Annotated in this window: 14 protein-coding genes and 1 pseudogene; 8 read left to right on the top strand and 7 right to left on the bottom strand. The window is 71.6% G+C overall.

The features are described 5' to 3' along the window. Window positions 1–13 precede the first annotated feature (13 nt). Window positions 14–1,744, top strand: a complete 1,731-nt coding sequence (locus tag ACFVXA_RS14110; RefSeq protein ID WP_383900552.1) for an amidohydrolase family protein — start codon at window positions 14–16, stop codon at window positions 1,742–1,744. Beyond that, window positions 1,741–3,195: an aldehyde dehydrogenase family protein gene (locus ACFVXA_RS14105; RefSeq protein ID WP_384398653.1), complete on the top strand. Its 1,455-nt coding sequence runs from the start codon at window positions 1,741–1,743 to the stop codon at window positions 3,193–3,195. Before ACFVXA_RS14110 ends, ACFVXA_RS14105 begins: the two co-directional genes overlap by 4 nt. Window positions 3,196–3,427: 232 nt before the next feature. On the opposite strand, the gene ACFVXA_RS14100 is transcribed toward ACFVXA_RS14105, so the two are convergent. After that, the gene (locus ACFVXA_RS14100) at window positions 3,428–3,823 is read right to left on the bottom strand and encodes a nitroreductase/quinone reductase family protein (protein WP_362016579.1); all 396 of its coding nucleotides are present in this window, start codon (window positions 3,821–3,823) and stop codon (window positions 3,428–3,430) included. 113 nt (window positions 3,824–3,936) lie between these two features. Between ACFVXA_RS14100 and ACFVXA_RS14095 the strand changes: the two are divergent. Both ACFVXA_RS14095 and ACFVXA_RS14090 read left to right on the top strand, forming a co-directional pair. Next, window positions 3,937–4,408: pseudogene (locus tag ACFVXA_RS14095) on the top strand (TetR/AcrR family transcriptional regulator); the annotation flags it as partial. 53 nt (window positions 4,409–4,461) lie between these two features. Further along, window positions 4,462–4,995, top strand: a complete 534-nt coding sequence (locus tag ACFVXA_RS14090) for an HAD domain-containing protein (RefSeq protein ID WP_390025110.1) — start codon at window positions 4,462–4,464, stop codon at window positions 4,993–4,995. A gap of 60 nt (window positions 4,996–5,055) precedes the next feature. On the opposite strand, the gene ACFVXA_RS14085 is transcribed toward ACFVXA_RS14090, so the two are convergent. Continuing rightward, on the bottom strand, window positions 5,056–6,591 hold the full coding sequence (locus tag ACFVXA_RS14085; protein WP_390025108.1) for a CehA/McbA family metallohydrolase: 1,536 nt from the start codon (window positions 6,589–6,591) through the stop codon (window positions 5,056–5,058). A 257-nt stretch (window positions 6,592–6,848) separates the two neighbouring features. Between ACFVXA_RS14085 and ACFVXA_RS14080 the strand changes: the two genes are divergently transcribed. After that, window positions 6,849–9,437: a bifunctional FO biosynthesis protein CofGH gene (locus tag ACFVXA_RS14080; RefSeq protein WP_390025106.1), complete on the top strand. Its 2,589-nt coding sequence runs from the start codon at window positions 6,849–6,851 to the stop codon at window positions 9,435–9,437. Window positions 9,438–9,478: 41 nt separating this feature from the next. Here ACFVXA_RS14080 and ACFVXA_RS14075 read toward each other — a convergent pair whose 3' ends face one another. After that, window positions 9,479–10,024, bottom strand: coding sequence for a DUF2165 domain-containing protein (locus ACFVXA_RS14075; RefSeq protein WP_389466374.1), 546 nt, complete (start codon window positions 10,022–10,024; stop codon window positions 9,479–9,481). 144 nt (window positions 10,025–10,168) lie between these two features. Here ACFVXA_RS14075 and ACFVXA_RS14070 point away from each other — a divergent pair, with 144 nt between their 5' ends. Beyond that, entirely contained in the window at window positions 10,169–12,796 is a 2,628-nt protein-coding gene (locus ACFVXA_RS14070) for a tetratricopeptide repeat protein (protein ID WP_390025104.1), read from the top strand. Window positions 12,797–13,074: 278 nt separating this feature from the next. Next, on the top strand, window positions 13,075–14,190 hold the full coding sequence (locus ACFVXA_RS14065; RefSeq protein WP_384398650.1) for an ADP-ribosylglycohydrolase family protein: 1,116 nt from the start codon (window positions 13,075–13,077) through the stop codon (window positions 14,188–14,190). Between the two features lie 104 nt (window positions 14,191–14,294). On the opposite strand, the gene ACFVXA_RS14060 is transcribed toward ACFVXA_RS14065, so the two are convergent. Beyond that, window positions 14,295–15,863: a sodium:solute symporter family protein gene (locus ACFVXA_RS14060; protein ID WP_362016566.1), complete on the bottom strand. Its 1,569-nt coding sequence runs from the start codon at window positions 15,861–15,863 to the stop codon at window positions 14,295–14,297. Window positions 15,864–16,220: 357 nt separating this feature from the next. Then, window positions 16,221–17,006, bottom strand: coding sequence for an SDR family oxidoreductase (locus ACFVXA_RS14055; RefSeq protein WP_383900538.1), 786 nt, complete (start codon window positions 17,004–17,006; stop codon window positions 16,221–16,223). 81 nt (window positions 17,007–17,087) lie between these two features. Here ACFVXA_RS14055 and ACFVXA_RS14050 point away from each other — a divergent pair, with 81 nt between their 5' ends. Then, entirely contained in the window at window positions 17,088–17,927 is an 840-nt protein-coding gene (locus ACFVXA_RS14050; RefSeq protein ID WP_362016562.1) for a hypothetical protein, read from the top strand. Between the two features lie 105 nt (window positions 17,928–18,032). Here ACFVXA_RS14050 and ACFVXA_RS14045 read toward each other — a convergent pair whose 3' ends face one another. After that, entirely contained in the window at window positions 18,033–18,242 is a 210-nt protein-coding gene (locus ACFVXA_RS14045; protein WP_148008907.1) for a DUF397 domain-containing protein, read from the bottom strand. A 349-nt stretch (window positions 18,243–18,591) separates the two neighbouring features. Beyond that, window positions 18,592–19,449 carry a helix-turn-helix transcriptional regulator gene (locus ACFVXA_RS14040; RefSeq protein WP_362016559.1) on the bottom strand — a complete coding sequence of 286 codons (858 nt, stop codon included), beginning with the start codon at window positions 19,447–19,449 and terminating at the stop codon, window positions 18,592–18,594. Window positions 19,450–19,735: the final 286 nt, after the last annotated feature.

The following is a 19,735-nucleotide window of genomic DNA, read 5'->3' as shown; positions in this document are numbered from 1 at the left end:
GGGTTGCTCCGCGATGCTCGACCACCTGATCAAGGGCGCCACCGTCGTGGACGGGACGGGGGCGCCCGCGTACACGGCCGACGTGGGGATACGGGACGGACGTATCGCCGCGATCGGTCGGATCACCGAGGAGGCGAGGACGGCCGAGGACGCGCACGGACTCGTCCTCGCCCCCGGCTTCGTCGACCCGCACACGCACTACGACGCCCAGCTCTTCTGGGACCCGTACGCGACCCCGTCCCTCAACCACGGGGTGACGACGGTCGCGGGCGGCAACTGCGGCTTCACCCTCGCCCCGCTCAACCCCGCGCGGCCCGAGGACGCCGACTACACGCGCCGCATGATGTCCAAGGTCGAGGGCATGTCCCTGGTCGCCCTGGAGGAGGGCGCGCCCTGGAACTGGCACAGCTTCGGGGAGTACCTGGACGCCCTGGAGGGGCGGATCGCCGTCAACGCGGGCTTCATGGTGGGGCATTGCGCGCTGCGCCGTTACGTGATGGGGCCGGACGCGGTGGGCGGCCGGCCGACCGACGAGCAGCTGGGGCAGATGCTGGCCCTCTTCCACGAGGCGATGGAGGCCGGGGCCTGGGGCCTGTCCACCACCCAGTCCTCCACCCACTCCGACGGCGACGGGAAACCGGTCGCCTCCCGGCACGCGGAACCCGCCGAGCTGCTGGCCCTGTCGAGGGCCGTGGGCGAGCACGAGGGCACCCAGATCGAGGCGATCGTGGCCGGCTGCCTCGACCAGTTCAGCGACGCCGAGATCGATCTCTTCGTGGAGATGAGCACGGCGGCGGGCCGCCCGCTCAACTGGAACGTCCTGACGATCGACGCCGCCGTCCCCGAGCGCGTCCCCCGCCAGCTGGAGGCGAGCGAGCGCGCCCGCAAGGCCGGCGGCCGCGTCGTCGCGCTCACCATGCCGATCCTCACCCCGATGAACATGTCGCTGGGCACCTTCTGCGCCCTGAACCTGATCCCCGGCTGGGGACCGGTCCTCGGGCTGCCCGTCCCGGAGCGCATCGTGAAGCTGCGCGACCCGGACGTCCGGGCCGGGATGCTGCGGCGCGCGCACTCCAAGGAGGCGGGCGTCTTCCGGCGCCTCGCCAACTTCGGCCGGTACGTCATCGGTGACACCTACAGCGCGGCGAACGAGGGCCTGACCGGACGGGTCGTGAACGACATCGCGGCCGAGCGCGGCCAGGAACCCTTCGCGTGCCTCGTCGAGATCTGTGCGAACGACGACCTGCGTACGGTGCTGTGGCCGATGCCCACCGACAACGACCCCGACTCGTGGGCGCTGCGCGCGGAGACCTGGCAGCACCAGGACGTCATGCTCGGCGGCTCCGACGCGGGCGCCCATCTGGACCGCATGTGCGGAGCCCCGTACACCACCCGCTTCCTCGGCGACTGCCTGCGCGGCCGGAAGCTGGCGACGCTGGAGCAGGCGGTGCGGATGCTGACGGACGATCCGGCCCGGCTCTTCGGACTGCGCGAGCGCGGACGCGTCGAGGTGGGGTGGCATGCGGACCTGGTGCTCTTCGACCCGGAACGGATCGACGCCGGCAAGGCCACCCTGGTGCACGACCTGCCGGGAGAGAGCCCGCGCCTGGACTCGAAGGCCCTCGGTGTGACGGCCGTATGGGTCAACGGCGTCGAGGCGATCAGGGGCGACACGGTGACGGGCGCGGTGCCGGGGAAGGTGCTCCGCTCGGGGCGGGACACGCGGACGGTGAGTACCAAGTGAGCGGTGACGAGCAGCGGTTGTTCATCGGCGGGTCGTGGGTGGCGCCCGACAACGGGTTCTACGAGGTGATCGACCCGGCGACCGAGGGCGTTGTCGGGCGGGCGCCGGAGGCCTCGCGGGAGCAGGTGCACGCGGCGGCGGCCGCGGCCCGCGAGGCCTTCCCGGCCTGGTCCCGCACCCCGGCCGAGGAGCGCGCCGCCGTCCTCGGCCGGGCGGCGGACCTCATCCAGCGCCACTTCCTCCCGTACGCCGAACTCGCCCAGGCCGAGAGCGGCGCCACGACGGGGACGGCCCGTGGCATGCAGGTGGGCGTCGGGGTGGCCCGGTTCCGGCGGTACGCGAAGGCCGAGCCCGTCGAACAGCCGCTGCCGCCCCAGATCAACGAGGCCGGCCCCTTCGGGAAGGCCGCGGTGATGGGCGCACTGGCCGTGCGCCAGCCCGTCGGTGTGGTCACCTGCATCACCTCGTACAACAACCCCTGGGCGAATCCGGCCGGCAAGATCGCCCCCGCGCTCGCCATGGGCAACACGGTGGTCGTGAAGCCGGCCCCGCAGGACCCGCTGTCGGTGTACCGGATGGCGGAGGCGCTGGAGGCGGCGGGCGCGCCGCCGGGGACGGTCAACGTGGTGAGCGGCTCGCGCGCGGAGGCGGGCGAGGCGGCCGTGGACTGCCCGGACGTGGACATGGTGAGCTTCACCGGCTCCACCGCCGTCGGGCAGCGCATCGCCGAGGTGTGCGGGCGCGGGATGAAGCGGCAGTTGATGGAGCTGGGCGGCAAGGGCGCGGCGGTCGTCTTCGACGACGCCGATCTGAAGTCGGCGGTGCGGGGCATCGGCACGACGTTCTCCTTCTACAGCGGGCAGATCTGCACGGCGCCCACGCGGGTGCTCGCGCAGCGTGGCGTGTACGACCGGCTGGTCGAGCAACTGGCCGCCTACGCCGGGAACTTGACGGTGGGCGATCCGCGGGAGCAGGGGACGGTGGTCGGCCCGGTCATCTCGGCGGCGCACCGGGACCGCGTCGAGTCGTACGTCGAGCTGGGCCGGAAGGAGGGGGCGCGGGTGGTCACGGGCGGCGAACGCCCCGCCCTCGCCTCGGGTTTCTACGTGGCCCCCACCCTCCTCGCCGATTGCACCCCGGACATGCGGGTGGTGCGCGAGGAGATCTTCGGCCCGGTCGTCGTGGTCCTCCCCTTCGACGACGAGGAAGAAGCCATCGCGCTCGCGAACGACAGCGACTACGGCCTGATCGACTACGTCTGGTCCGGCGACATCGCCCGCGCCTTCCGTGTGGCCCGGCGGCTGCGGGCCGGCGGCGTGGGCGTGAACACGGTCGGCCGCAACATGGAGGCGCCCTTCGGCGGCTTCAAGAAGAGCGGGGTGGGCAGGGACGTGGGGTCGTACGCCCTGCATGCGTACAGCGAGGTGCAGGCGATCGTCTGGCCGGGGTGAGACCGCGCCCGTCAAAGGCGCGGGGGACTGCGGGCCCAGCCCCTGCCCACCCGCGGGCCGAGCCCCTGCCCACCCGCGGGCCGAGCCCCTGCCCACCCGCGGGCCGAGCCCCCGCCCACCCGAGGGCCCAGCCCCCGCCCCCCGCGGGCCCAGACCCGCCCCCCGCGGGCCCAGACCCGCCCCCCCCGCGGCCAAGAGCCCGCCAGGGGGTCTGGGGGCGCGGCCCTCGGGTTCAGTCCGCCAAGTCGACGCGCACCGTCAGCAGCCCCCCGCCCAGCGCACGGACCGCCGCGCTGTTCATGCGGGGCAGCGTCCTCAGGCGGGCGCGCGGATCGTCGTCCGGGAGGAGATGGGCCGTGCCCGTGTGCCAACGGCCCCGGATCCGCACGCGGACCCGCGGATCCGCAAGGATGTTGCGCACGTACTGGGACCGCTCCCCGTATTCGGAGACCAGCCAGAAGGCATCGCCGACACGGCGGCCGCCCACCGGGGTGCGGCGCGGCAGACCGGACGTCCGGCCCGTCGTCTCCAGCACGGTCTGAATCGGCAGTCGCCGCAGGATCGGATTGCCGACGTGCCGCTGGAACGGCGTGACGATCCGGTACTTGATCTCGGCGTAGCGCGTCATGCGGGGACCGCCTCTCCTGTGTCACCGCTGAAATTACACGGGCCGCACCGGTGAGATTCCACGGGCCGCACCGGGCCGGCGGGGCGGGCGTATGACCGCGCCGCCCGCCCGGGTTCGCCCTGCGCAACCCCAACCTCTACCGCCTGATGAACTCCCCGGCGATGCGCACGCCTCCGGCCGCCGCACTGGAGTCCCACCGCATCCTCACCGCGGACCTCCAGCGGGCGGCCGAACAGGGCAGCCTGCGCCTGGCTCCCGAACTGGCCGCCCAGATGATCATGTCCGCCAACGTGGGCGTTTCCCTGATGCTGGTCTCCCGCCCGGCGACGTTCACGGACGAGACGGTCTCCCGCCGGGTACGGGACGCGGTACACGCGGTGGTCTTCACCCCGGAGGTGACCGGCTCCGGTACGCCGTCCACGGCCACCCCGGACGAGACCGGCGTCCCCGGCCACCGCGACCCGCCTCGGCGCGCTTCTCCGCCAGACCCCGAGCCCGGCCTTCACCCCAGCGGAGACGGGCCTGCTGGGCGAGTGGCTGGACCGCCTCTCCAACACGCGCGCGCAGGACGCTCTCAGGGCATGACCGTCACCATGGCGTCCTGAGTACGCCCCCCGAACGGGCGATATCGTGCAGCTATGGCCGATGCCGAGCGACCGCTGCTCTTCCTCGATGTCGACGGGCCCCTCATCCCGTTCGGGGCGACGGCGCAGCAGTACCCGGACGGGTATCCGACGTTCGGCACAGATCCCGAACCACGGAAGGGCGACGCGCATCCCCTCCTGACCAGGATCGATCCCGAACACGGCGCCCGGCTGACGGCCCTGCGCTGCGAGCTGGTCTGGGCCACGACGTGGATGGCCGACGCGAACGAAAGCATCGCACCGCGGATCGGCCTGCCCGAGCTGGCGGTGGTGCCCTGGCCCGAGCCGTCCGGTCAGGAGGAACACGACGAGAGGCACGGACTGCACTGGAAAACCCGCCCTCTCGTCGCCTGGGCCGCCGGCCGTCCCTTCATCTGGGTGGACGACGAGATCACCGACACCGATCGCGCCTGGGTCCGCGCACACCACCGAGGGCGCGCCCTGCTGCATCGCGTCGACCCTCGCCAGGGCCTGACCGAGACGGACTTCGCCGCCCTCAGGGAGTGGCTGGGGCCGGGGCTGGGGTGATGAGCGAGGGCCGGGTCGGCGGAGGGCCCGGGTCCGTGCGTCACTCCGTTTCTCCGTGTGTCACTCCTGGTGGCCCGCCGTCCCCAGGAAGATCGGGTTCGTGAACGCCGCCAGTGCCCCCGGCAGCGGACCCACCGCCACCTCGTGCCGCAGTTCCGCCCGCACGTAGGCCGCGTACTGTGCCGTCGTGGTCCACTCCGCCGTGCCGGAGCCGGAGACCGGCAACGGAGCGCTCGTGAAGAGCACTCCCTCGTCGGTGACGAAGCGGATCGTGCAGCGCGGGGCGCCGGTGGCCTCCAGGCGGATGGTGACCGGGGTGTCCTTGTCCACATGCAGGCGTTCGCCGATGCCCGCGTGTTCGCCCTTCGCGCCGGACGCCGTGAAGGTCAGGGAGACCAGCTTCGACTCGGCCACGTACGAGCGGCCCGCGCGGATGCCCTCCTGGATGGCCTCGCGGGTCAGGTCGTCGGCGAGGACCACCGTCTGCGGGGTGCCGACCGGGTCGGGGTCGCGGTGCGCGTCGCTGTTGCCCATCGCCGGGATCCAGTCGTGGCCGGAACGCACCGAGGCGACCAGGGTGTTGTCCCATTCGGCCAGCGTCACCTCGTCGTCGGGGGTGTACGGGCCGTTCCACACCTCGACCGCGTCCGCCTCCTCGAAGCCGAACTTCCAGCCGCAGCCGATGCAGGTGGCGTGCGGGTGGGCGGGGACGACCAGGCCCCCGGCGCGGCGGATCTGCCGGGCGAAGCGGCCGAAACGGTTGTCGCGGGCCCGGTAGCGCCAGTCGACGAAGGTGCCGGGGTCCGTGCCGAGGGCCACCACGTGACCGTTGCGGGTCGTGACCTCCTCGCCCAGCATGATCAGGAGGTCGTCGCCCGCCTGGTCCGCCCAATGGGGGTGCGAGGAGTGGGTGTTGTGCTCCGATGTGTTGATGAAGTCCAGGCCCGCCGCGCGGGCGAGCGCGGCGATCTCCGCGGGGGTGCGGCGGCCGTCCGAGTACCAGGAGTGCAGGTGGCAGTCGCCGCGGTACCAGGCGCGGCCACGGCCCTTCGCCCGCGACGGCGGGTACGTCGGCTGCGCGACGGCGCCGGGCTCGCCGTAGGTGAGCGTGATCGTGATCTCGTACGGCAGGCCCTGCGGCGCCACCGTGTACGGGCCGAGCGCGATGTGCCAGGTGCCGGGGCGGACCGGTCCGGGGATGTAGCCGGGCGTCGCGTCATCGGCGCGGAGGAAGAACTCCGTGCGCGCCCCGCCCGACCAGCCGCGGAAGCCCCGGCCGCCCAGTTCGGTGCCGCGCTCGTCGAAGATGCCGATGTCGAGGGCGTTGCCCGCGGTGCCGGCCGGGACGGACGGCTTCTCGTAGGTGTACGCGACCTTGATCTCCCGTACGCCGCGCGGGACTTCGACCGGGAGGTACACGAAGTCCGGCGAACCGACGGGCAGGGTGCCGCGTACCGTCCTGGTCTCCTGGTTGCTTGCCGCTGCGGCCTCGGGGCCGTTGGAGAAGCTCACGCTTCCCAACGTAAGCGCGGCGGCCGCTCCCGTCACGAACAGGGCGCGTCTGCCCATTCCCATTCCGTGGTCGTCCTCGCACATGCTGCTGCTCCCGGAGTGTCGAGTTGGCAGTGACATGACATGGTGTGGTGCCCGTGGGGCACCTACAAGCCTGGTATTCAGCCGTGAACGCTGGTGCACGGGAAAGGAATCGGCACCTTTCGGCCAGACCGACAGCTGCCGAGGCGGCGCCGGACCCGCAACGGCCGGTACCGGAGGCACCCTGTGACGATCCGCGGCAGGCGAGGAATACGGCCAGGCCCTGTAACGCCTGATCAAGGCGATCGTATGCTCGAAGGATGACGACTTCCGCGACTCCCGGAACCGGGCCGACGGCGAACTCCATGCGGCGCGCGCTCAAGCGTGCGCGGGACGGCGTCGCGCTCGACGTCACCGAGGCGACGGTGCTGTTGCAGGCCCGCGGCGCGGACCTCGACGACCTGGCCGCGTCCGCCGCACGGGTGCGCGACGCGGGCCTCGAGGCGGCCGGCCGGCCCGGTGTCATCACGTACTCGAAGAGCGTCTTCATCCCGCTCACCCGGCTGTGCCGGGACAAGTGCCACTACTGCACCTTCGTCACGGTCCCCGGCAAGCTGCGCCGCGCGGGCCACGGGATGTTCATGTCCCCGGACGAGGTCCTCGACATCGCCCGCCGGGGCGCCGAACTCGGCTGCAAGGAAGCCCTCATCACCCTCGGCGACAAGCCCGAGGACCGCTGGCCCGAGGCCCGCGAGTGGCTGGACGCGCACGGGTACGACGACACGATCGCGTACGTACGGGCCATTTCGATCCGCATCCTGGAGGAGACGGGGCTGCTGCCCCACCTCAACCCGGGCGTGATGTCCTGGACCGACTTCCAGCGGCTGAAGCCGGTGGCGCCGAGCATGGGCATGATGCTGGAGACCACGGCCACCCGCCTGTGGTCCGAGCCCGGCGGCCCGCACCACGGCTCGCCCGACAAGGAACCTGCCGTGCGGCTGCGCGTCCTTGAGGACGCGGGCCGCTCCTCCGTCCCCTTCACCAGCGGACTGCTGATCGGGATCGGGGAGACGTACGAGGAGCGCGCCGAGTCGCTCTTCGCGCTCCGCCGGGTGTCGCGGTCGTACCACGGCGTCCAGGAGCTGATCATCCAGAACTTCCGCGCCAAGCCGGACACCGCGATGCGCGGGATGCCGGACGCGGAACTGGACGAGCTGGTCGCCACCGTCGCGGTGGCACGGCACATCATGGGCCCGGCGGCCTGCCTCCAGGCGCCGCCGAATCTCGTCGACAGCGAGTACGGGCGGCTGATCGGCGCGGGGATCGACGACTGGGGCGGGGTCTCGCCGCTGACGATCGACCACGTGAACCCGGAGCGTCCCTGGCCGCAGATCGAGCTGCTCACCTCGGAGTCGGCCGCCGCGGGCTTCGCACTGCGCGAACGCCTCTGCGTCTACCCCGAGTTCGTGCAGCGCGGCGAGCCCTGGCTGGACCCCCGGCTGCTGCCGCACGTACGGGCGCTGGCGGACCCGGAGACGGGCCTGGCCCGCGCGGACGCGGTGGTCGAGGGGCACCCGTGGCAGGAGCCGGAGGAAGCCTTCACGTCCTTCGGCCGCACCGATCTGCATGTGTCGATCGACACCGAGGGACGCACCGGCGACCGCCGGGAGGACTTCGACGTCGTGTACGGCGACTGGGGGGCGCTCCGGGAGGCCGCGGCCCCGGGGATGGTGCCGTCACGCATCGACACGGACGTACGGGCGGCGCTCGCGACGGCGGCGGACGACCCGACACGGCTGACGGACGACGAGGCGCTGGCGCTGCTGCACGCGGACGGTCCGGCGCTGGACGCGCTCTGCCGGATCGCGGACGACGTCCGCAAGTCGGCGGTCGGCGAGGACGTCACGTACATCGTGACCCGGAACATCAACTTCACCAACGTCTGCTACACCGGCTGCCGTTTCTGCGCCTTCGCCCAGCGGCGCACGGACGCGGACGCGTACACGCTGTCCCTGGAGCAGGTGGCGGACCGCGCGGCGCAGGCCTGGGACGTCGGCGCGGTCGAGGTGTGCATGCAGGGCGGCATCCATCCGGACCTGCCCGGCACGGCGTACTTCGACATCGCCAAAGCGGTGAAGGAGCGCGTCCCCGGCATGCATGTGCACGCCTTCTCGCCGATGGAGGTGGTGAACGGCGCGACCCGCACCGGGCTGTCGATCCGCGAGTGGCTGACCGCGGCGAAGGAGGCGGGCCTGGACTCCATCCCCGGCACCGCCGCCGAGATCCTCGACGACGAGGTCCGCTGGATCCTGACCAAGGGCAAGCTGCCCACGGCCACCTGGATCGAGGTCATCACGACGGCCCACGAACTGGGCATCCGCTCCTCCTCCACCATGATGTACGGGCATGTGGACCAGCCCCGCCACTGGCTCGGCCACTTCCGCACGCTCTCCCGCATCCAGCAGCGGACCGGCGGCTTCACCGAGTTCGTCACCCTTCCCTTCATCCACACCAACGCCCCCGTCTACCTGGCCGGCATCGCCCGCCCCGGCCCGACCACCCGCGACAACCGCGCGGTCATGGCGATGGCCCGCCTCCTCCTGCACCCGCACATCCCCAACATCCAGACCAGCTGGGTGAAGCTCGGCACGGAGGGAGCCGCGGAGATGCTCCGCTCGGGAGCGAACGACCTCGGCGGCACCCTCATGGAGGAGACCATCTCCCGTATGGCCGGCTCGTCGTACGGCTCGTACAAGTCGGTGAAGGACCTGATCGCGGTGGCCGAGGCGGCGGGCCGCCCGGCCAAGCCGCGCACGACGCTGTACGGGGAGGTCCCGGAGGAGCGGCAGCGGGCGGCGGCGGCCTCGGACGGCCATCTGCCGGAACTGCTGCCGCTGCTGGGGGACTGAGGGGCCTGCGCGAGGCCCTGGCGCCCGGGGCGACCGGCTCGCTAGTCCGTAGCCGCCGAGTCGGTCGCACCGGCAGTGGACGCTCCGCCCCAGGGCAGATGGATCACCAGAAGGACCATCCCGCTCAGGGTGAAGACGCGGGTGGCCGCGTCGAGCCCGTTCCAGCTCTTCGACTGCCACATGGCGAACCATTCGCCGCCTATGCCGATGAAACCGGCGCCGAAGAGCAGCAGGAGCATCAACAGGCCGAGGGTGGAGACGCGTCGGGCCTCTGGGTAGTCCCTGCGGGCCCACAGCCAGGTGCCCGCGATGAGCACCAGTGCCGCGACCGTCTCCCACACGATGATCGCCACGTACGCCGCGTCCTGCCACGCGTGCGAGGTGAGGGCACGCCACATCAGATCGTCGTCCTTGAACGTGGTGTCCATCGCGAGGACATGGCGCACGAACTGCTGGTTGGTGTCGAAGTCCGTGATGTTCCCGAAGGCGACGAGGGAGATGTAGAGCGCGACGGTGGCGGTGAGGAGGGTGGAGGCGAGGGGGAGCGCGGTGGACGCGGCAGGGTGGGGGTTGCGAGTCATCGGCATGCTCCAACTATGGGCATGCTCATGCTCTCCGCCCAACTCCCGGGTCGTTTTGGGCAAGTTGAGCCAGACTGGAGCCCGGGATTCTGACCGGTGCGGTGCGGTGCGGTGCGGTGCGGTGCGGTGCGGTGCGGAGGGGACGGGCGGATGGGGCGGGCGCGGCCGTCGATGCAGGAGCTGATCAAGGACCGCAGGCGGCGCGGGTTCGTGGGGCGGGGCGCCGAACGCGCCGCGTTCCGGGAGAACTTCGAGCTGGCGCCGGAGGACGAGCGGCACCGCTTCCTGTTCCATGTGCACGGCAATGCGGGGGTCGGAAAGACCTTCCTGGTACGGGAGTTGGAGCAGCTCGCGCGGGAGCGCGGGGCGCTGACCGGGTACGTCGACGAGAGCGCCGGCAGCGTGCCCGAGGCGATGGCCGCGGTGAGCGCGCAGTTCGCCCGGCAGGGGCACCGGTTCAAGGAGCTGGACCGCCTGCTGGCCACCCACCGGGAGCGGCGCCACGAGGCGGAGTCGGCGGTGGTGGAGACCCTCGAACCGCAGCCGTCGCCCGCGAGTATGACGGCGGCGCGCGCGAGCCTGGTCGGGCTGGGCCTCGTCCCCGTCGTCGGCCCGTTCGCGGGCACCCTCGACGCGGCCCAACTCGCCCACGGCGCCGACCGGCTGCGCGCCGGGCTCAGCGCCCGCTTCCGCAACCAGGACGACGTCCAGCTGGTCCTGTCGCCCGAGCGCGTCCTCACGCCGGTGCTGCTCGGCGAGCTGACCGGGGCCGCCGACGCCGCCCCCTGGCTCGTCCTGTTCTTCGACACCTACGAGCGGACCGGGCCGTTCCTCGACGGCTGGCTGCACGAGGTGATGACGACCGACCGGCACGGCGCCCTGCCGGCGAACGTCGTCGTCGTGACCGCCGGGCAGCGCCCCTTCGACACCGGCCGCTGGGGCGGCTTCGCCGACTTCGTGACCGACGTCCCGCTCGGCCCGTTCACGGAGGCCGAGGCGCGGGGCCTGCTCGCCGACAAGGGCGTGGTGGCGGAGCCGGTCGTCGAGGAGGTGCTGCGCCTCACCGGCGGCCTGCCGGTCCTCGTCTCGACCCTCGCCGAGTCCCGGCCCGGCAACCCGGACGACGTGGGGGATCCGAGCGCCACGGCCGTCGAACGGTTCCTGAAGTGGGAGCAGGACCCGGTCCGGCGGGCCGCGGCGCTGGCCTGCGCGCTGCCGCTTCGGCTGGACGCGGACATCTTCCGTGTGGCCGTGGACTGCCCGGACGAGGAGGCCGACACCCTCTTCGGCTGGCTGCGTGGTCTGCCCTTCGTCGGGGAGCGCGGGGACCGCGTCCAGTACCACGACGTCGTACGCGCCCCCATGCTGCGCCTGCAACGACTGCGCTCCCCGCGCGGCTGGACCGAACGGCACACGCGGCTCGCGGAGACGTTCGGACGGTGGCGGGCCGAGGCCGAGGGCGACCTGGACACGGACGGGCTGTGGGCCGACGACAGGTGGCGGGAGCTGCGGTCGGCGGAGTCCTACCACGCGCTGTGTGCGGGGACGCGGGCCGCGCTGCCCATGGTGCTGCGGGACTTCGTGGACGCGTGCGACAGCGGGGAGGTCTCCGCCCGGCGCTGGGCGCGGGTCCTGGCCGAGGCGGGCGAGGACGCGGACGCGGAGGCCGTACGGAAGTGGGGGCGGGACCTGTCGGCGGCGCTCGCCGCGGGCGGGGTGGCCACCGCCGTCGGGCTGCTGCTGGACCGGGCCGGGTTCGACGGGCGGCGGCAGGCACGGGCCCGGTCGGTGCGGGCGTCCGCTCTGCTGGACAGCGGCGCGTACGAGGAGGCGCTGGCGGAGTACGACCGGGCCGTCGGGCTCGACCCGGAACTGGCGCAGGCCTATCGCGGCAGAGCCTTCACCCACCACCGGCTGGGCGACCAGGAGGCGGCCGTCACCGATCTGGACCGGGCCGCCGCGCTCGCGCCGGACCACGCCCTGACGATCTCCGTACGGGGCGAGTACCACCGCATCCTGGGGCACGACGACGAGGCGATCAGGGATCTGACCCGGGGGATCGAGCTCGCCCCCGCGCACCACTTCGCCTGGGCCTCCAGGGGAGCGACCCGTCATCGGCTCGGACAGCCGGACGACGCTCTCGCGGATCTGGACCGCGCGCTGGAACTCAAGCCGGACTACGCCTGGGCGCTGGGCCGCCGGGCCCGCGTGTGGCGGACTCTGGGCGAGCCGGCACGACAGCTGGCCGACCTCGATCTCGGGCTCCGCCTGCAACCCGACTGGGGCTGGGGCCACTGCGAGCGGGGTGACGCCCTGCGGGCCGCGGGCCGCCACGAGGAAGCCCTGGCCGACTATGACCGGGCCATCGAAATCGACGGCGCGTACGCGTCGGCGTACGCGAGCCGCGGCGTCTGCCGGAGCGGACTCGGCCGCTTCGAGGAGGCGCTCGCGGACCTGGACCGAGCCGTCGCGCTCCTGCCGGAGTACCCCTGGGCGCTGCGCCACCGGGCGGAGCTCCATCTCCGACTGGGAGCCCATGAAAGGGCTTTGGCCGACACCGACCGGGCGAGAAGCCTGGAGCCCGACGACGCGCCCACTCTCCTGTGCCGCGCCCGGGCGCTGATCGGCCTGGAGCGCTTCGAGGAGGCCCGCGCCGACCTGGACCGGGCACTCGAGGTGCTGCCGCCGGAGTCCGGCGGCGATCCGGCCGACCCCGGCACGATGGCGGACAGGATCGACGCGGCGCGTGCCGTCTTGCGCCGGCGCGACGCGGAGTAGCGCCGGCGCGGCCGTGGCGCCGCTCGCCGGGCAGTGGGCCGACCGCGCCGGCCCGGAGCGAGCCGTCGGACCGCCGTCGGCCGAAGCCCGCACGGACCGGGGAAGGAACCGCACCCCACCCGGCCTGGTCCGTCATCCACCGCACAGGGCTCCGAAAATGCTCCGATGTGACCTCTCGGGTCACATGTCGCATACCGTTCCGGGCCCTCAACCGACCGTTCGCGTTCGATTACAGTGCTGAGCTGTCGGACGTATGGACGGTTCCTGGGGAGGTCTCGGTGGGTGCGACAGCCGGTGCCGTCTGGGGCCGTGCCGAACAGCAGGACTTCCGCAGCCGGGTGCGCGGCACGCTGCTCGGCGCCGCCGTGGGCGACGCCCTGGGCACGCCGGTCGACGGGCTCGGCCTGGAGGAGATCCGGGAGGCTTACGGCGCGGAGGGCCTCACCGACCTGGCCTTCGGGCACGGCAGACGCGGCGCCGTCACGCACCTCACCCAGCTCACGCTGTTCAGCGTCGACGGACTGATCCGCGCCCAGGTGCGCCGCGACACCGGCGCCTGGCATCCGCCGACCGATCTGCACCGCGCCTACCGCCGCTGGGCGGCCACCCAGAGCGACTGGGGGCCCGACGAACGCCGCAAGGACGACGGCTGGCTTGCCCGCGAGGAGTGGCTGTACGCCCGCCGCGACCCGGCCCGCTCCTGTCTGCTCGGCTTCGGTGACGAGATCATGGGCACGCTGGACGCGCCCAAGAACCCAGGCGAGCCCGGGCCCGAGGCCGCCGCCCGCTCCGCGCCCTTCGGGCTGCTCGTCGGCTGGGAGCCGCAGCTGGTGGTGCAGCTCGCCGTCGAGTGCGCCGCGCAGACGCACGGGCACCCCGTGGCGTACCTGTCGGCGGGCGCGTACGCGGTGATCGTGCACGGTCTGGCCCGCGGGGAGAGCCTCGACGGGGCCGTCCAGCGGGCCCTGGCGATGCTGGCCCCCCGTCCGGGGCACGAGCCCGTCACCGGCGCGCTCCAGCACGCGCTGGGGGCCGTGCGGCAGGGGATGCCGTCGCCGGGGCGGGTGGAGGAGCTCGCCGGGGACGGTACGGCGGAGGGGGCGCTCGCGGTCGCGGTGTACTGCGCGCTGGTGGGGGAGGACATCCGGCACGGGTTGTGCCTCGCGGTGAACCAGGGTGGGGCCTCCGGGGTGGCGGGTGCGCTGACCGGGGGTCTGCTGGGTGCCCTGCACGGCGAGACGGCCCTCCCGCCGGCCTGGCTGGCCGAGCTGGAGGGCCGTCCCACGATCCTGGTCCTGGCGGACGACTTCGCGATGGAGATGACCCAGGGACCGGCCCTGCACGGGCCGGGTGGGTCGTCTCCGGGGTGGCTCGCCCGGTACCCGCGGGGGTGAGGGCGGCGCCTGTCGCGCCGGTCCCGTGCCCCTTTCAGGTTTCAGGGGCGAGAACCCGCTGGTCCCTGACCGGTGCCGCCTGAGGACTGTCCGGCGGACAGGCCCTAGTCCTTGACCGGCGTCGCCACCTCGTCCACCGCCTCCGCCGGTGCGGGAACGGCCACGGACGCCGCCCCGTCGTCATCCGTGTTGATCTTCTCGATGATCGCGTCCCGCTCCGGGGTGTCCTCCGGCTTGAGGAAGCCGATGAGGATGTACAGGACGAGGGAGATGGCCATCGGGACGGAGACCTGGTACTCCAGCTTCACGTCGGTGCGCTGGGAGAAGTCCAGGTTGTAGTTGACGAAGAAGAACGCGAGCAGGCCGCAGGCCCAGCTGGTGAGGGCCGCCGTCGGACCGGACTTACGGAACGGCCGGAGCAGACCCAGGATGAACGGGATCGCGATCGGGCCCATCAGACCCGCCACCCACTTGATGACGACCGTGATGATGTCCTTGAAGGCGGGGGAGTTGACCTGAGTCGCCACCGCCATGGAGAAGGCGAGGAAGGCGACGGTCGTGACCCGCCCGGCGATCAGCCCGGCCCGCGCGTCCCATGCCCGCGCGGCCTTGGAGAGCACCGGCGCCACGTCCCGTGTGAACACGGCGGCGATCGCGTTCGCGTCCGAGGAGCACATGGCCATCGTGTGCGAGAAGAAGCCGACGACGACCAGGCCCAACAGACCGTGCGGCAGCAGTTGTTCGGTCATCAGGCCGTACGCGTCCGACCCGTCCGGCTTCTTCGCCGTCACCAGCAGCGGCGACAGCCACATGGGGATGAACAGGATGACCGGCCAGACGAACCACAGCCCGGCGGACAGCAGGGCCGACCGCGTGGCCTGCTTGGCGCTGCCCGTCGCCATGTAGCGCTGGGCCTGGTTCCACATGCCGCCGTTGTACTCGAACAGCTTGATGAAGAGATAGGCGATGAAGAAGACGGTGAGATACGGGCCCGCGAAGCCGTTGGCGTGACCGTCCAGTTTGGGCGAGTCGAGGGCCTTGGACAGCCCGCCCTGGTCGGAGATCTTGTTCAGCGCGATGACCAGCATCGAGACGCCGGCCAGCAACTGGATGACGAACTGGCCGAGTTCGGTCAGCGCGTCGGCCCACAGCCCGCCGATCGTGCAGTACACGGCCGTGATGCCGCCGGTGATGAGGATGCCCTGGGTGAGCGTGACCCCGGTGAAGACGCTGAGCAGCGTGGCGATGGCCGCCCACTTCGCGCCGACGTCCACGATCTTCAGCAGCATGCCGGACCAGGCGAGCGCCTGCTGCGTCGGCACGTTGTAGCGGTCCTTCAGATACTCCAGCGGCGAGGCCACGTGCAGCCGGGAGCGCAGCCGGTTGATCCGGGGTGCGAATGCCTTGGCGCCGATCAGGATGCCGATGGCGATGGGCAGTGACCACGTGACGTACGACGTGATGCCGTATGTGTACGCGATGCCCGCGTACCCGGTGAACATCACCGCGCTGTAGCCCGACATGTGGTGCGAGATGCCGGACAGCCACCACGGCATCTTGCCGCCCGCGGTGAAGAAGTCGCTGACGTCGTCGACACGCTTGTGGGACCAGAAACCGATCGCGGTCATGACGCCGAAGTACGCGACCAGGACGACCCAGTCGAGACCGTTCATGTGCCCCCTCCAGGGGTCCGCCTTGTGAACCTGCAGATACCGGACGGCACTTCGCCAGTACGTGCATGGGCGGGGCCCCGTGCGGGAGCGGGGACTTCGGGGATTGAACCGCTGGTTCGACCGGCCGGTCAAGACCTCTCATGGTCACAAGTGTGAACACAGATCAGAAAGCAGAACGATTTTACTTCCACTTTACCTGTAGGGCGGTTGTCGTGCTCGTGACGCGGAACACACGATGAGCGGGCACTTCGTCAGCAGACAACGGCTGATCGACAGATCGGCGGAGACGATCGAGACGCAGGCGTACGGGATGCGGGTCCCGTGCGACTGGGAAAGGAGCCGCGGCAGCCGCCGTGTCTACCGCATGAGTTCGCCGGCGTTCACGAGCAGAGACTGTCCGGTGATCGCCCGCGCCCGGTCGGACGCCAGGAACACCGCGGCGTCCGCCACATCCCCGTCCGTGGCCAGCTCGGGCAGCGCCATCCGCTCGGTGAGCCGCTGCAGCACATCCGCCTCCGGCACGCCCTCGGTGTGCGCGGTGAACTGCACGTACGCCTCGACGGGCGGCCCCCACATCCAGCCGGGCAGCACGGTGTTGACCCGTATCCGGTGCGGGCCGAGTTCCCGGGCCATGGAGTACATCGCGCTCGTCAGCGCGCCCTTCGAGGCCGCGTACGCCGCCTGTCGCACCTGCGAGGGGGCGGCCACCGACGACTGCGTGCCGATGACGACGACCGAGCCGCCGCGCGACTTCAGCGCGGGCAGGCAGGCGCGGGTCATGCGCAGGGTGCCGAGCAGGTTCACGTCGATGACCGACTGCCAGGTGGCGAAGTCGGCGTCCTCCAGGCCGCCGAAATAGCTGTCCCAGGCGGCGACATGGACGACCGCGTCGATCCGCCCGAACCGCTCCGTCGCCAGCGCGGCCAGCGCCTCGCACTGCCCCTCGTCCGTGATGTCCGTCGCCCGGTACGCCGTGTGCGCGCCGTCCGGATCGAGTTCGGCCGCCGACTTGGCGAGATTCGCCTCCGTGCGCGCGCCGAGCACGGCGTTGCCGCCGTCGCGCACCACGGCCGCCGCGACCTGATGGCCGAGACCGGCCCCGACCCCCGACACGACGACGGTCTTGCCCGCGAGCAGTGACATCGGAAGCCTCCCCGGCTCTGGCGCATTGTCTGACGGGGCGTCAGAGTATGGGCGTCCGGCGGAAGAAGGAAGGGGATCGTCATGTCGGAGGAGACCCGCAGCGAGACGTACGCCGAACTGGCCGCCCTCGGCCCGTACGGCGTCCACCCGGGCCACGCCCTGATCACCATGGTCGAACCGCACCCCGGCCACGAGTACGCGTACAACCGCTGGTACGAGGACGATCACTACTACGCCGGCGCGATGGCGATGCCCTGGATGTACGCCGGACGCCGCTGGGTCGCCACCCGCGACCTCCAGCTCCTGCGCCACCCGGAGAAGTCGGCGGTCGCCCAGCCGGTCACCGCGGGCTGCTACCTCTCCACCTACTGGGTCACCGAAGGCCGCTACGACGACCACATGAAGTGGACCGTCGGCATCAACAAGCGGCTGAACCGCGACGGCCGCGTCTACCAGGACCGTACGCATGTGTTCACGGCCTTCCAGGACCACGAAGCCACCGTCTACCGCGACGGAGCCGCGGGTCCTCGCGACTTCCACGCCCTCGACCACCCGTACGCGGGCCTGGTGATGGAGGTCATCGACGCGGAATCCGCCGGGCAGCGCGCCGAGTTGCTGGAGTGGCTGCGGTCGCGCCATCTTCCGAAGCGTCTCGCCGGCTCACCCGCCGCCCTGGTCACGGTCTTCCGCCCGACCCCGCTGCCCGGCGACCGCATGACGTACGTCAAGCAGGTCGAGGGCGTGGATACGCGGCTGACCCTGCTGTGGTTCCTGGAGGCGGATCCGCGGGAGTGCTGGGAGGAGTACTTCACGGGGCTGGACGCGGCGGTGCACGAATCCGGCCTCGGGAGGGTGGAGTTGGTGGCGCCGTTCATCCCCACGGTGCCGGGGACGGACCGGTACGTGGACCGCCTGCGCTGAGCGTGTGGGGAGCCCCCGGAAAGGGGAGGGCCCCCTCGGCCAGGACGGCGGGCCGGTCGAGAGGGCTCTGTCGGTGATGCGTATGAAATTGTGTGAGGTCATCTGTCAGGCGAGGTCGAAGGCTCCCCGGCTCACCTCTGCCACGAAGGCGTTCCACGAGTTCGCGGGAAACGCCAGCGTCGGACCCTCGGGGACCTTGGAGTCCCGTACGGCCATCGCCGCGAGAACGGGCGACTTGACCTCGACACATGCGCCGTTGCCGGTGGAGTAGGAGGACTTGGTCCAGGTGTCGGTGGCGCCCTGCTGAATTGCCATGTTCGCTCCAGTAGCGAGTCGTTGAGTTGCTGTCACCGCACCGCTGGTTCGTTCCGGAACCCGCTGCTCGGTTTGCGCCAACGTTGTTGCTCGGTGGCGTGATCGACGCTACTCGCCAACATCGGCTGACGAAGCGACCATTCACTCGACTGGATGGCATATTCCAGGGGGTCTTCCCTGCCGACGTGGGGAAGGTGTATGGTCCGGCACCTTCTCGTCGGAGAGCCCTGACGGGGGGCCCGGCGGGGTGCTGCCGGGAACCCGCCGGGGTGCTGCCGGGGTGTCCGGCGGGGTGCTGTCGGGGTGTGCCCGGCCGGGGTCCTCCCGCGCCGTTCTCGAGCCCCTCGGCTCAGCGCGCGTAATCCTTGGCGATGTCCGCGATGAACTGGCGCGACTGCTCCACGTTCAGGGCCTGCGCCCGCAGGTGCTCGTACATCACGCTGTACTTCTGGACGTCGTTCGCCTTCTCCAGGTACAGGTCGCTGGTGACGCCCTCGATGTAGACGACGCTGGAGTCGGCCGCGTCGGGGAACTCCAGGATCGCGTACTGGCCGTTCAGACCCGGGTGGGCGCCCATGTCGAAGGGGATCACCTGCACGGTGACGTGCGGCAGCTGGGACTGCTCCACGAGGTGCTCCAGCTGGTCACGCATGAGGGAGCGGTTGCCGACGGTCCGGCGCAGGGCGGCCTCGTCGAGGACGGTCCACAGGCGCAGCGGGTTGTCCGGGGCGGAGATTCGTTCCTGCCGCTTCAGCCGTACCTGCACGCGCTTGTCGATGTCGCCGGGCGCGGTCTCCGGCAGGGCGCCCGCGATCAGCGCCTCCGCGTACGGCCGGGTCTGCAGCAGGCCGGGGACGACCTGGGGGTCGTAGACACGCAGTGACGCGGCGTCGGTCTCCAGGCCGATGTAGACGCTGTACGGGATGTCGCCGAAGGAGTGCCACCAGCCCTGCTGGCGCGAGTCCTTGGCCATCTGCATCAGCGAGTCGACGATCCGGTGATCCTCCACCTCGTAGACCCCGCACAGATCGCGGACGTCGCGCTGACTGATACTGCGCCGCCCGTTCTCCAGCCGGCTGATCTTCGACTGCGAGACCAGCAGCCGCTCGGCGACCTCTTCGGCCGTCATGCCCTTGAGCTCGCGGAGCCGGCGCAGCTCCTGGCCCAGCCGGCGCCGCCGGACAGTGGGATTGACACTTGACGCCACGGGACGTGCACCTCCGGCTGCGGGCCTCTACTTTGCGTATCTGCTGTTGAGCAGACTGCCACCAAGGTGCTTTCTACCGCTGGGAAACAGCGGATATGCGCTGGGTGCGCGCCAGTTCGGGGTTCCGGCGTGTATATGCGGGCCCCGGGCCTCCGACGGCCATTGGCGGCGCTCGCGCGGAATGCGGCCGCGGGGGGGGGGGGGTGGGGGGGGTTTGGGGGGCCGTAGGGCACCACCCCCCCCCCCAGCCCAACGCGAAACAAAAACAAAAAGTGGAGGAAAAGGG

The sequence above is a fragment of the Streptomyces sp. NPDC058246 genome, assembly GCF_042881985.1.
GTDB lineage: Bacteria > Actinomycetota > Actinomycetes > Streptomycetales > Streptomycetaceae > Streptomyces.
This window is presented reverse-complemented; position numbering and strand designations above follow the sequence as displayed.